A 13,829-nucleotide genomic window follows, 5' to 3' on the forward strand; every position below is an offset into this window, starting at 1 on the left:
CGAACCGTATCGAATACAGGAACATTATGGCAGGCTTAAAACGCATTATTCTCATCGACACGCATTTACCTGGCGTTGTTGAATTAAAGCTTGATGGTCACACAAACATTTGTGGAACTAATGCATCGGGTAAAACGACACTTCAACGCCTTATCCCCGTATTCTACGGCGAATATCCCAGCCGCGTAGTACCCGCAACGCGCGACAGTTTTGAGCGTTGGTATTTGCCAAGACTCTCCAGCTTTATTATCTATGAATATACCCGCGCCGAGGGCGATTTGTGCCAGGCTGTGCTTAGTTCAAACGGAACCGGTGTAAATTATCGATTAGTAGGGAAGCCATTTGATGTCTCTGACTACCTCATTGAGCAGAAGGGCGGTAAACATACCAGCGTAAGCAGTGCAGAATTGGCCCGCGCTATGAAACGAAATAATGTGCTCACTACCAGCCTGCTCAATACAAAAGACTTTCGCGCTATTATTCAAAATGATCAAGGCGTGCTAAATCAGGGGAATAACGCCCGTGAGCTATTAGGTTACGCCAGAGTATTTAGCTTATGTGAACCTGCAAAGCACATGCGCCATATTGAAAAATTGGCAAAGGCGGTACATTCGAAAGAAGGCAAAATGGAAACCATTAAGGCCATGATCGCCGCCATTCTAGAAGAAGATGGGGTTACCCCGCCGACGTCAGGCTTAAGTCGACAACGGGTTGATGACTGGATTAAAGAATGCCAGCTGATAAAACAGTTTGAAAAAATACGGCCAGAGTTCGCAAAGTTAGAGCAAGCCGACCTTGCATTAACATCATCAGAGCAAGCGCTTGCTACGCTAAAATATGGCTTTGAACTTGATAAAACGTATTTGGCTTCGCGTATTGAAAAAACCAAGCGCGAAGTGGATGAAAATAGCTTTTTACGCAAACAAACCGATAGTGAGTGGCATGATACGCGAGATCATCTCAATCAGGTGATTTCTTCAACACGTGCCGATGTTGAGAAATATACCAGTGAGTTGGATACGGTTGAAAAAGAGTTCGATCATTGGCAAGACGAAGACATTGAGCAACTAAAGCAAGATGTCGCCAACCTATCACAGTGGAAAAACGAAAAGGAAGATGCAGACAGTCGTTACGTACTGTTGACTGAAAAGCATCAAGACATTGAATCGGCATATAACAAACGCTTAGCTGAACGCGGGGAAACCCTGTCACAAACGCTTGAACAACTTTCACAGCAACGCCACGAAGCCACCGAACGAAAAGCAGAGCAGCGTAAACAAGAGCACGATGCGCTTTCTCGCATTAAAGACAACTTTAACACACAGGTTGCTGCGTTACAGCAAGAGCACAATGAAGCGATTAATGCACTGAAAGTGGCTGAAGCGGAACTCAAGACGTCTTTGAATAATGCGGGTTACAACGAATTCGAACAATCGCAACTAGATTTACTTGATGCAACGATAAAAGAAGCCTCAATTAATGAGGACACAGCGCGTGTAGCGTTAAGACAAACACAACAGCGTTTCGCAAAAACCGTTGAGCAACGAAAACTCACATCATCAGCGTTAGATAAGGCGCGAGTTGCATTTCAAAAAGAAGAAAAAGCCTTAGCTAAACTTAACGGGCTGTTGTACCCCGGTGAGGGATCGTTACTCGAATTTCTGCGAGAAAATGTTGAAGATTGGGAACAGTCGCTTGGCAAAATTATTCGCCCAGAGCTCTTAGAACGTAGCGATTTAGCACCTTCGTTGGCGTCAGACAATAGTAGTGTAATGGGGGTCATGTTATCGCTATCTGAGCTCGACACGCCCGAATACGCGCAAAATGAGAAGGCATTAAAGGCACAACTGCAAGAAATCGAAGTTAATCAAGCTGCCGCGCTTGCTGCGCAAAATGAGTGCGAACAGCGATTAGCAAAAGCAAATGAAGAAGTACGCAATGCTGAGTTAGAAGTAACGCAAACGGAGAACACAGTAAAAAGTGCAGAAGCTAGCCGTAAGCGGGCTCAGCAAGACAGAGACACCTTGTTAAGTGAATATCAACAGGCAGTTTCTGAACGCAAGAAGAAGTCTCGTAATAAGCTTGATGCTAACCAAAATGAACTGAAGAAAGCCAATGCGCAGTTCGCCCTACGCCGGGATGAACTAAAAGACCAACAGCGTGAAGCTGAAACAGAGCATAGCTTCCATTGGCAGCAACTTATTGCAGATAGTGATGCCCGTATTGCTCAGTTAGACAGCGACATTAAAAAGGCGCGAGACAGTGCAGCTCAAGATCGTGCTGAAATGCAAAAGTGGCTTGAAAATGAACTCAGTAATCGTGGTGTCGATATTGATGAGATTGGACAACTTAAAAAGCTGATCAACACATTAAAAGAGAAGATAGCCGCGACTGAACGTCAACGACATAAAGTGGCCGATTACGAGCGTTGGTACAGCAATGTATTTATGCAGCAAAAAGTGGTGTGGCAAGAAGCGTTAGGTAAAGCGAGAAAGCTACTTGGTGAATCTGAACGAAATCTCGCTCAAAAACAAAGTGCCTATAAAACGACGCGCGAAGCGCTGATTGAAACGCATAGCACACTTGAACATACGCTAAATGTTGCGAGTGAACATGCAGAGCATGTAAAGATACTCAGTAAAACGTTGGCTAAATTACCCCTTCATGGTGGTAACGAAGACGTGGATGTCACGCACGATGATGTCAGCATTGGCCAGCGTATTTCTCAAGTACAGAGCCAACTCCAAGAGCGTGAAAATCTCCTTAGTGATATCCGTGCATACGTAGAGCGCTTTGATCAACTTATTGCAGCGCAAGCCGGAACAGGGTTATCTGATACATGGGAACGTGCTCGAGAAGAGTGTGCCACAATCAACGCGCATGGTGTGAAAGGTATAGATCACCGCAGAATGGTGACGCACCTTGCACAGTTGTTGAACGTAATTGTGCCGCAAAAACTGCAAGGGCTAAGAGAGCAGGGGCGGATTTTCGGCGCAGATTTATCGCAGTACTACTTCGTTTTGGCGGACATCGATAAACGTATTGTTTCGCAAAGCCGACGCATTACGCAGGAAGTGGATGGCGAGCTTTTCTTAGACGGTGTATCTGACTCTGCCGTGAAAATCCGTTCACGCATTAGTGAATTAGAGTTTTGGCCTGAATTAGAACAATTTAGAAAGCTATACGAACATTGGATGGAAGAGGGGGCCAATGAACTCCCAGAGGAAGAATACGGCCTTAGTATGCGACGCGTTCTGGATATTTTAGGCCGTGCGGCGCTCACGGGTGGTATTAGTAAGTTGCTTGATATCGAGCTGCACTTACGTGAGGGTAATAGTGACCTTGTCATTCGAACGGATAGACAACTCAATGAGTCATCAAGTCACGGTATGGCTTACTTAATTTTATGTAAATTCTTACTAGCCTTTACACGCTTACTGCGTGGCGATGCGGATGCGACCGTGCACTGGCCTATCGATGAATTAGGCACTCTTCACCAAAGTAACGTAAAAAAGATTTTCGATGCCTGTCAGAACAACAACATTAGTGTGGTAGGGGCATTTCCAAACCCAGAGTCAGAAGTACTTACGTTGTTTGAAAACCGTTACCTTATTGACAAGGTCTCAAGACAGTTGCAGGTGGTTCAGCCAACAACCAATGCAATTGCGGCGCGTATAAAAGCGAGAAAAGACGGAGACGTGAGCAGCAAGGAGACAGCATTATGATGACTGAACAAGGGCGAGTGTTAAGCATATTATTAAAAGGTGGTTTCATCTGCCAAGTTACCGACGAGGAAGCCTGGCGCTTTTTGAAATCTCGCGAGAATGTAGAAAAACTCACACCGCACCTTTCGTTGTTAAACCGAACTTTGTCAACAACCGCCGAAGGGGATGTATTTTTTGCGAGTTACCTTACTATTGGTGAGGCAGAGCGCAAGGTCCTTACGCAACAGTTTCAAGATATGACGTCTAATCTGGTTCCGTTGGTCGAATGGCTATTGCTAGTTCAACAAGCGAACGAATCTGATATGCCTATCACTATGGGAAGCGCCATACGGCTCAATGAGCTTCAGACAACGATTGAAGATACGCCGGCATATGCTGAGGCTTTCGAAAAAATTTCACGCTACCGTATGTTTGGATCATTAAGCGTTAATTTAGACGGGCAGCTAAAACAGGTATTTAAGCGTTTAACCGAGTTGGGTTATTTGATTAAACCCAATCCCGATAAACAGATTTATTTGGGAACCGGAAAGGTTGAGCACCTCTACGAGATACTACGTTTTATTGATGAGACCGAAGCGCTTAGTCTGTCCGAGCAAGCGGAGGCCGCGATTTCGCAAGGTAGTCTGTTATGAGCCAAGTGTTACTCCAAGCTGGCACCAAGCTGCTTAATGCGCTTGGTAGGCACAGCGACCTTATTATGCATGCTTATATTAATGGTGCAGTGGTTGAGCGAGACCACAGCCCTAAAGTGCTGGAACAACTAGTGCAGCTAGGCGTGCTGTGGCGGCCTGAAGCGCAAAGTGAGCTAAGGCTTAAAAGTGCAGTAAGGGCGCTGCTTGAAGGGAGCTTACAAGACGAACGCAACCGAACGATTAACGCAAACATTGGCGCGTCGTTGGCGAGCTTAAAAACTCTTACCGAGCATTACAAAGAAGCGCTGCATTATCATAAATACCATGAAGCTGCTGCACATATGGGCGATCTTACCGAGCATGTGTATCAACTTGCTGAGTCGTTGAGCAACAGCGTTCGTGTGATGTTCAGTCGCATCAATAACGAATTCGGCTATGTGTCGTCGGTCGAGGCTAAAATTCGAGAGAACGAATTAGCACAGGCACAGGTCACTGACTTACTTGGGCAGCTAGAGTGTTTTAGGTTTGACGAATTAAGCGAACTGGCGGGATCAAACAGAGAGCTGCGTCACCTTCTTGTAGTCTCGCTACAGCAGCGCTTTTCTAAAGCGGCTCAGGAGCTATCGGTCGTACAGGCTCGCCTACTAGACTTGCTTGGTCGCTTTAGAGAGTTTCAAGGCCGCACCAGACTTCTTAAAGGCTACTTGCTTCATATGGAGCAACAGCCCGATTTTACACCAGGTAACTACGTTAATTTGACGAATGTGCCAATCTTGTTTAACCAAACCGAAAATGTCATGGGTGACGCGGTTGCCGATGTTAATCATGTCGAGCATGAAACGGCGTATCAAGAGATTGTGGGGTCGCTGACCCACGTCCATAAAAGACAGCAAAAACACGAAGACAACACACCTTCCGATATTGATGTCGCTGCACAATCGACCGTATCACTGGAAAAGGATCCGCTTCACGTCGCTATCGACGCTTATTTTTGTGACATTATTGATTCTGGGCAATCCAAAACCGCATTAGATTACTATAAAGAGCACAATTTAGCGTTTGACCCAGAAGTCTGGATTTATCAAGTCATTGGTGGCTATCAAGCGTTGAGTGATGAGGATAAACAATTCTTTGCGCTAGAAACGCAAGGTAAAAATGATGAGATATTCTCGGGTAATTTTTATATAAACGATATAACGCTTGGTTTGCGATAGCACGTTTTTATAACTTATTATTTTTAGGAAATCGCAACTATCTTCTATACTGTAATATGTTGTTAACATATAATTCACATATCATGTTGTACTCCGCTGTAATATAGATGCAGCATGATGGTGCTTACATAGGGAGCCGTGCATCTTAATGAGTTTGCATCGTGCCGAGTATGTAAGGTGGCGTGTAGACGCCTTAAGGATATCCGCAGGATGCGGGTTATGTAGTGGTACTGCCGCGTACAGTACGAAGAGGATTTATTTATGCAACAATCTGAACTGCAGCGTTTTAACGAAGCGCTAATCAAACTATCTGTTCTTCTTTATCAGTCAGATAGGATGGTCACACTCACCGAACAAGACTACCTGAACAGTGTTGTTGAAAGCCTAGACTGGCAAAGCCCAATCTGCCGAGAGGCATTTCTTAACGATACTATTTACCAAACTCGAAAATCAATTGATACGGGTGAAACCTTAACCTACATCAGAGCACTAAAGGATGATTTGTCGTTTGATGCTGAAAAGGCCATGGAAGTGGCAATAGAAATGACCGGTGTAGATGGTGAAAGAAGTGATGAAGAGACCGAGCTCTTGTCGTTACTTACTCATAAATTACTTGCCAAAGCATTGATTTCAGGGCGTAATCAAGCATCAAGTCAAAATGAGGATACGATGCTGTCTTCGTGAAAATATTTTCTTGTTGTACACATATTCATAGAAGCCTCATTACCCTTGGTGTACTGGGGCTTCTTTCTGCTTGCCAATCAAATGACGCTCCTCGGTTTGTTGCCAGCTCTGATGCGTTTCCGTTAGGCGTCGCGCCTTTCGATAATTACCAAAAAGAAATTGAAAAATGGATAGATAACAACCGTATTTTTATCACTGATAACCAATACGCTGAACGCGAAATGAATATGCCATTCGAGTGCCATAGTCAAAACAAAGACAAAGGCGTTTTTTTGGTACACGGATTAGGCGATTCACCTTATTTTTTGCAAGATATTGCTGCCGTATTGTGTGAAAACGGTATTCGCGTACGAACAATATTGTTACCGGGTCATGGCACCAAGCCTGGCGATATGCTCGATGTAACGTTTGATAAGTGGTACGACGAAACCGCATTTCAGTTACAACAGTTTATGCAAGAGGTGGATAAGGTGTACGCTGGTGGTTTTTCAACAGGTGCTAATTTAACGACACTGCTTGCAATTCATAACGATGACATTGAAGGGTTAATGCTTTTTTCACCGGCTTTTCAGTCGCGATTTTTTATCTCCAAGCTTGCCCCGTATATCGATGGATTACTGCCTTGGCCTAATGTTGAAGAAGAAGACAATCCTACTCGCTATAACTCCACTGCTATGCAGGGGTTTGGTGCGTATCAAGAGAGTGTGAATGCATTACAAAAGGCATTTACCGCGGGACCTATCAATACACCGGTGATGATGGTAGTTGCTGCGCAAGACAGCGTTGTCGATACGCAGCGCGTGGCAGAGCAGTTCCGGGATAATTTTGTCGCGAGTAAAAAGTGTTTAATCTGGCAAGGAACGCAACCTACTTTTCTTAATACACCTACTGCTGATGACCCACCTTCCTCTGCTCCCAAGCCTTTAGGTGGTGGTAAGCCTATTATTGTCCAACCAATGTTTTTGCCGAAGCAGCGCGTGGGTGCAGCGTCGCATATGAGCCCTTTATTTTCTCCCTATAATGTTTTCTATGGTGAGCAAGGTAGTTTTAGACTTTGTGATAATGGTCAGTCAGCAGAGAAAGAAGCACGCTGCCTGAACGGCGAAACCGTCTGGTTTGGGCCTTGGGGAATGGAAGAGGATAATAAGGTATTCGCTAGACTAACTTACAACCCGTATTTCGATAAATTGGTCGATCAAATGCTGGCATTTACCGAGACCGCAAAAATGAAGGCGTTCTGTAAAGCGTATTAATGCAACGGGTATAAAGTGACGCGGCTCATTACAGTAAAATTTGATAATCACGAATGAAAAACGCGCTGCGGTTGCAGCGCGTTTTCACGTTTTGGCGTTACAAGGCTTGTGCCTCAGCATCTTTCATTTCTTGTGCTAACCGGTCACTTTCATCGGCTCTCGGTTTAGTGAACCTTGCTAACGCGAGATACAAAACAGGCGTAAGATAAAGCGTAAAGACGACCGCAATGCCCAGGCCGCCAAACACTACCCAGCCAATTGCATTTCTTGCCTCAGCACCTGCACCAGTAGAGAGTATAAGGGGCAGCCCGCCTAGAATGGTCGACACTAACGTCATCATAATAGGGCGTAATCTTACCGTGCCTGCTTCAACAATTGCGTCATAAACGCTATAGCCTTTGTCTCGTAATTGGTCTGCAAACTCGATTAGCAAAATCGCGTTTTTAGCCAATAAACCTATCAGCATGACTAAGCCTATTTGCGAATAGATATTGATAGACGTGCTGGTAAGAAACAGGGCGTATACGGCAGCGGCAATACCAAAAGGCACAGTAAGCATAACCACAACAGCGCTATTTACACTCTCAAACTGAGCGGCAAGGACCAGCAGTACAATCACGAAAGCAAGCACATAGGTTAGTGCTACTTGTTTTGAGGTTTCCTCAAACGTTTGCGCTTCACCTAAAAATATTAAACCAATACCGTCGGGTAATACGTCCTGTGATAGCAAGCGAATCTCGTCGACCACTTCACTGAGGGCTTTATCTTCCGGTAGTTCCACTTCTAGTTCAATAGCGCGACGTTGTGCTTGCCGTTCTAATTCGGCCGCTACCCCTTCTTCGCTGATAAACGCGACACTAGAAAGCGGAACTAAATTTCCATCGACACTTTTAACGTATAAGTTTGTAAGGTCTGACGGGTTTATTGTATTCCTATTGTTAGTTTGAAGCATAATAGGGATAGATTGATCGCCCACGTTCAAGTCAGCAATGTCATCACCATTAACGGCTGCTCGCAAAGCACTGGCAATATCATTTAATGGTACCCCCAACTCTTCAGCGCGTCGTCTATCAATATTCACGCGCATCTGTGGCTGGGTAGGATCATAACTCACTCTAGGCCGTCCAAGTTCGGGCATCGCGGTTTCTATTTCTCTGGCGAACGCCTGGGCGGCGACAAAAATGTTTTCATACGTATCTCCGGTTAAGGCCATTTCTAAGCCTCCACCTTGTCCACGAAGGTTAAGGCTGTTGCCACCAAAAGCGTTACCTGGCGCGCCGGGTATCGATTGAAGGCCCGGTCGGATTTCGTTTACTACGTCTTGCAACGATACATCACGTTCATCCCAGTGCTTTAGCGGTGCAGTAATGAAAACGATGTTAGGATCCCACTGACCAACAACAGTATACAAAGAATCGATAGTGCCATTTTCAACATAGGGCAATAACATTTCTTCCATTTTTTCTGCTTGTCTGTCCATAAAATTGAGCCCTGCACCGTCTGGCCCTCTTGCAAAAATTCTTATCGTGCCGCGATCTTCACTGGGTAACAACTCGTTGTCGATATTTTGAGACAGTAGGTACGCACCGCCTCCAGCAGCGAGGCTCAACACCCCAACCACCCATCCGTATTTAAGGGCCTTCAGTAGCGATACTTGATACAGTTTCAGGCAGCCATGCCCAAAGCGGCCGAAGGTGGCACTAAAGAAGCTGCTTTTATTTGACTGACCTTTCTTCACCGCAAGCCGCGCGGTTAATGCGGGTACTAGTGACAAAGCAACAAACGAGGAAATAATAACTGCGCCCGCTAGTACACCGCCAAATTCTCTAAATAATCGCCCCGCGGTGGAGGGAAGAAACGCAATAGGGATAAAAACGGATGCAAGTACTGCTGTGGTTGCCACCACGGCAAAAAATACTTCACGGGTGCCAATTACGGCAGCGGCGCGGGCACCAAGACCCATCGCACGTCGGCGTTGGATATTTTCTGAAACGACAATAGCGTCATCGACTATCATGCCCGTTGCTAGCACTAACGCCAGTAGTGTCAGAATATTAATAGAAAAGCCCATTGCCCAGATAATGGCTAATGCGCCCGCTAAAGATACCGGTATCGACAGTGCGGGCACAATGGTTGCGCGCCACGAGCCAATAAACACTAACAGCGTAACCACAACCAGCGCTACCGTTAGGCTTAGCGAAATAATCACTTCTTTTACCGAGTCTCTAATAAACTCAGCATCGTCTGCGGTCACGATAATATTCATGTCGGTAAAGCGTTTGTCTAGGTCGCGAACCATTGAAAGCACTTCATCAGAAATTTCAATGGTATTTGAGCTAGCTTGGCGGATGATCCCCAGCCCTATCACTGGCATTCCGTCAAGTCTTACCACACTGCTAGAATCGGCAGGGCCGAAATAAACGCTCGCGACATCATTAATGCGAATGTCGCCAGAGACAACAATATCCCCGACATCTTGGGCGGTTACAGACGTTGCGTCTGCGCGCACAATAAGCGCTTGCTCTTCAGACTGAATGCTGCCCGCTGGTACATCAAAAGGCGCAAGGGCCAACGCATCAGCGATATCGCGCATTGATAAACCAAAACTGGTAAGGCGAAGTGGGTCAACCGATACGCGAAGCACACGCTCTCTGTCGCCGCGAAGGTTTACATCAGCAACGCCTGGGATACTAAGGAAGAGGGGGGCGACATCGGTGTTAACGCGCTCGGTGAGTGTTTCCATATCTAACGTATTACTTGATATCGCTAGACTCACCACTGCTTGTGCATCATTGTCAGCTCTGATGATTGCAACCTGTTCTACATCATCGGGCAGTTGTCGTTGAACACGGCTAACCGACTCTCGGGTTTCGTTTGCAGCGTCTTCTAAGTTAACGCCTGGTCTAAACTCTACGCGAATTCTAGCCGAGTTCTCTTCGCTTTGTGCTGAGATGTTTTTTACACCGCTAACGCGCGCTACCGCGCCTTCTAATCGGCTTGTTACTTCTGCATCTACGGTTTCTGGCGATGCGCCAGGAAAGGTTGCTGTTACGGTAACGCGAGGCGTATCTACATCGGGGAGTTCTCTTACCTCTAGACCGCTCAATGCAGCAAAACCTGCAATCGCGATAAGCAGGTTAAGTACAATGATAAGAACAGGGCGGCGAATTGCTAAAGAGGGAAGATCGTTTGATTGTGATGAAAGCTGGTTATCACTCACCGGTTGGTCCCCCTGCGATTTCCGTGGTGATGGCTTGCCCAGTGCGAAGGCGCTGCACACCTTCGGCAATTAAGGTGTCGCCAGCGTTAACGTCGCCCGAAACCAAAATAGTGCCACGCAATCGCTGATGGACATTCACATTCACTTTTTTTGCTTTGCCTTCTTCTGCAAGCCAAATGTATGCGCCCGTTGCGCCCCATAACAAGGCAGATTCAGGGACTGCCGCATAACGGTCGCCTTCGATGGTTAAATTAACGCGAAAACTCATGCCGGGACGAAATTTATCTTTTGAATTGTCTAGAATGGCTCTGGCACGCAAGGTTCTATCGGTTTCATTGATACGCGAGTCTACTTGGGCTATCTCTGCGCTAACGATGTTTTCTCTGTCTGTCCATGGCTCTAATGTCACGTTAGGTGAGTTCAAAAGCACGGGGAGAGAGGCTTCAGGGGCCTTAAAATTTATGTACAACTTGCTTCGGTTATCGAGGGTGGTTACCACCGTTTGCTCGGTAATTCTGTCACCCACTTCGATGTCAGTTATGCCTACCATGCCGTCAAAGGGCGCGACAATATGCCTGTCTTGTAGATCCGCTTTTGCGTCTTCAAGGGTGACTTCAGCAAGATCACGTTGCGTTTTGGCTAAATCAAGTTCATTGATGGGCACTGCACCCTTTTTATAGCTTTCTGTTAAACGGTTAACGGTACGCTGCGCATCGTCAAGGGTAAGCTGGGCGCGTCGAACTGCCGTTCGTTGCCGTCTATCATCAAGCTTTACCAAAACTTTGCCTTTTTCAACGGATTGGCCTGGTACAAAATTAATCTGCGTAACTTCATCACCCACCGCAGGATAAAGTATGACCGACTGCACCGCCTCTGCGCTACCAACCGCCTCTACATTACGTGTTTCGTTCATAAATGTTATTGGCTGGGTCACAACAAGTTTAGCGCGCTGATCACCACGAAACTGTGCCATTGCCGATGATGACATCATCAAGAGCGCGACCAATGTTACCCCTACCCACGTGTGATTTTTCACTGTCGTTTTCATTTGATTCCCGAAGCTTTTCATTTTAATTTTTTTACGCTATGACCGGTTTAACACGAACGATGACTTGGCGCTCGAACGCTGCGGTACATACACCTTTTGGCTAATAGCAATTTATACCGTATGGGACCACAGTAAGTTCAGCTTAACAATTGCAGTTCAGCGTACTCTCTGTACAGCGTATCGTGTTTCATCAATTCAGCATGCGTACCGGTTGCTTTTATTTCTCCGTCGTTCATAACGATAATGCGATCAGCATGCTGGACGGTGGCAAGGCGATGGGCAATGACAATACTTGTTTTCCCTTCCATTAGTTTATTCATGGCTTGTTGAACCATGCGCTCACTCATGGCATCGAGGGCGCTAGTTGCCTCGTCTAAAAGGAGGATAGGGCGGTCGGCCAATATGGCGCGAGCTATGGCAATACGCTGTTTTTGTCCACCGGAAAGTTTGACACCTCGTTCACCAAGTTGTGTTTGATAACGGTGCTCAAAATTTTCAATGAACTCGTGTGCAAAGGCGAGTTTCGCAGCATTAATTACCTCTTCATCGGTGGCGGTGGGGCGCCCATAACGGATGTTATCCATTACTGTACTGGCGAATACCACCGGGTCTTGTGTGACAATAGCAATAGATTGTCGAAGCGCAGCAAGCGTTAATGTTTTAATCGGCGTACTATTTATTAACACTTCTCCTGCTACAGGGTCGTAAAAACGCATGAGCAGCTGAAACAATGTTGATTTACCCGCGCCACTTGGGCCCACCAATGCCAGCTTTTCACCCGCTCTTATGCTTAGTGACAACTTTGAGAACAACGGTTTAGATGTGGGGTAATTGAAATCAACGTTATTGATAGTAATTGAGGGAGCACCAGTACATGCTCCCTCTAGCATTTCTCTAGATTGGCTTTGAATATCTGGGGCGGTATTGAGTAATTCGAATAGTCGCTCACTTGCGCCAATTCCTCGTTGCACTTCACCGATCACCTCGCTAATAGTCGCTATACTTCCGCCTGCCATCACAGCGTAAAACAAGAATGCCGACAATTCTCCTATCGTAATTACACCGTCTATTACTTGGCGTGCGCCAACCCATGCAATAGTGATAATAGCGGTCATGCTGATGCACATAATGCAACCGATAAGCAACGAACGGTAGTGGATACGCTTTTTGGCTACTCCCATGGCAGACTCTACGCGTGTAGCAAAGTTCTCACGTTCTTTTGCTTCGGCAGTGTAGGCTTGAACGGTCATTATCTCATGTAGGCTTTCATCAATCTGCGCACCAAGGTCAGCAACTTTATCTTGGCTTTCTTTCGCGTACCTTCGCACTTTAGGGGCTAATACTTTTATTGGGATAAGTACAGCAGGTACGGCAACAAGCACACATAGTGTCAGTATAGGGCTTGATATACCCATTAACACCAGCGCCCCTGTGAACGTCACGACAGAACGCAGTGTCATTGACAAGCTCATCCCGACGACTGTTTGGATTACAGTTGTATCGCTGGTGAACCGCGATATAACCTCACCGGTACGTAGTTCAGCAAAAAAAGACGGCGGTAAAGAGAGGAGATGGGAATAAACTTGATTTCGAATATCAGCACTTACTCGCTCACCAAGCCACGTCATCAAATAAAAGCGCGCGTAAGTGGCAATACAGGCTACTAGTGTGATACTCAACACCATTAATGTTGCCTGATTTAAGGTGTCAGATGCATTGCCCACGAATCCGTTGTCGATAGCATATTTAATGCCTTGTCCAAGCATCAACCAGGCGATAGAGGCAGTAAGTAGGGCGACAATTGCACCTGCTACTCTTTTTTTGTAACGGCTTAAATGAGAGCCAACCCAATGTAAAACCTGTTTAGTGGACACTTCATTTAGTGGAGTCGTCAAAATAGCCTCTTTTTTACTACATCGTGAATATTCACACTTTGCGGTGCAAGTGCGAATTTATTATTAAGTATACGCGTTACGGTTCGCAGTTGATTTGTACATGCGACTATATTTGCAGTAAATAAGCTGGATGGAGTTTTGTTTAACAGAATATAAAG

At 45.9% G+C, this 13,829-nt stretch carries 8 protein-coding genes; 5 read left to right on the top strand and 3 right to left on the bottom strand.

The features are described 5' to 3' along the window. Nucleotides 1-26 precede the first annotated feature (26 nt). The 5 genes from ACOJRU_RS05685 (at nt 27) to ACOJRU_RS05705 (ending at nt 7,508) form a co-directional block, all read left to right on the top strand. Complete coding sequence (locus ACOJRU_RS05685) at nt 27-3,725, top strand: ATP-binding protein (RefSeq protein ID WP_421134072.1); 3,699 nt, start codon at nt 27-29, stop codon at nt 3,723-3,725. After that, nucleotides 3,722-4,357, top strand: coding sequence for a hypothetical protein (locus ACOJRU_RS05690; protein WP_421134073.1), 636 nt, complete (start codon nt 3,722-3,724; stop codon nt 4,355-4,357). The genes ACOJRU_RS05685 and ACOJRU_RS05690 overlap by 4 nt, the downstream gene beginning before the upstream one ends. Beyond that, the gene (locus ACOJRU_RS05695) at nt 4,354-5,571 is read left to right on the top strand and encodes a phosphoenolpyruvate carboxylase (RefSeq protein WP_421134074.1); all 1,218 of its coding nucleotides are present in this window, start codon (nt 4,354-4,356) and stop codon (nt 5,569-5,571) included. The genes ACOJRU_RS05690 and ACOJRU_RS05695 overlap by 4 nt, the downstream gene beginning before the upstream one ends. A gap of 261 nt (nt 5,572-5,832) precedes the next feature. Beyond that, nucleotides 5,833-6,255, top strand: coding sequence for a TerB family tellurite resistance protein (locus tag ACOJRU_RS05700; protein WP_421134075.1), 423 nt, complete (start codon nt 5,833-5,835; stop codon nt 6,253-6,255). After that, nucleotides 6,252-7,508 carry an alpha/beta hydrolase gene (locus ACOJRU_RS05705; protein WP_421134076.1) on the top strand — a complete coding sequence of 419 codons (1,257 nt, stop codon included), beginning with the start codon at nt 6,252-6,254 and terminating at the stop codon, nt 7,506-7,508. Before ACOJRU_RS05700 ends, ACOJRU_RS05705 begins: the two co-directional genes overlap by 4 nt. A 97-nt stretch (nt 7,509-7,605) precedes the next feature. Here ACOJRU_RS05705 and ACOJRU_RS05710 read toward each other — a convergent pair whose 3' ends face one another. The 3 genes from ACOJRU_RS05710 to ACOJRU_RS05720 form a co-directional block, all read right to left on the bottom strand. Beyond that, the gene (locus ACOJRU_RS05710; protein WP_421134077.1) at nt 7,606-10,728 is read right to left on the bottom strand and encodes an efflux RND transporter permease subunit; all 3,123 of its coding nucleotides are present in this window, start codon (nt 10,726-10,728) and stop codon (nt 7,606-7,608) included. Then, nucleotides 10,721-11,776, bottom strand: a complete 1,056-nt coding sequence (locus ACOJRU_RS05715) for an efflux RND transporter periplasmic adaptor subunit (protein WP_421134078.1) — start codon at nt 11,774-11,776, stop codon at nt 10,721-10,723. The genes ACOJRU_RS05710 and ACOJRU_RS05715 overlap by 8 nt, the downstream gene beginning before the upstream one ends. Before the next feature lie 137 nt (nt 11,777-11,913). Beyond that, the gene (locus ACOJRU_RS05720) at nt 11,914-13,671 is read right to left on the bottom strand and encodes an ABC transporter transmembrane domain-containing protein (protein WP_421134079.1); all 1,758 of its coding nucleotides are present in this window, start codon (nt 13,669-13,671) and stop codon (nt 11,914-11,916) included. Nucleotides 13,672-13,829 lie beyond the last annotated feature (158 nt).

This window comes from Alteromonas algae (genome assembly GCF_049117195.1).
In the GTDB taxonomy this organism is placed as follows: Bacteria; Pseudomonadota; Gammaproteobacteria; order Enterobacterales; family Alteromonadaceae; genus Alteromonas.

Bases quoted from the DNA above. Each gene is read 5' to 3' on its own strand.
- ACOJRU_RS05685 (WP_421134072.1), top strand. From the start codon at position 27: ATGGCAGGCTTAAAACGCATTATTCTCATCGACACGCATTTACCTGGC.
- ACOJRU_RS05690 (WP_421134073.1), top strand. From the start codon at position 3,722: ATGATGACTGAACAAGGGCGAGTGTTAAGCATATTATTAAAAGGTGGT.
- ACOJRU_RS05695 (WP_421134074.1), top strand. From the start codon at position 4,354: ATGAGCCAAGTGTTACTCCAAGCTGGCACCAAGCTGCTTAATGCGCTT.
- ACOJRU_RS05700 (WP_421134075.1), top strand. From the start codon at position 5,833: ATGCAACAATCTGAACTGCAGCGTTTTAACGAAGCGCTAATCAAACTA.
- ACOJRU_RS05715 (WP_421134078.1), bottom strand. From the start codon at position 11,776: ATGAAAACGACAGTGAAAAATCACACGTGGGTAGGGGTAACATTGGTC.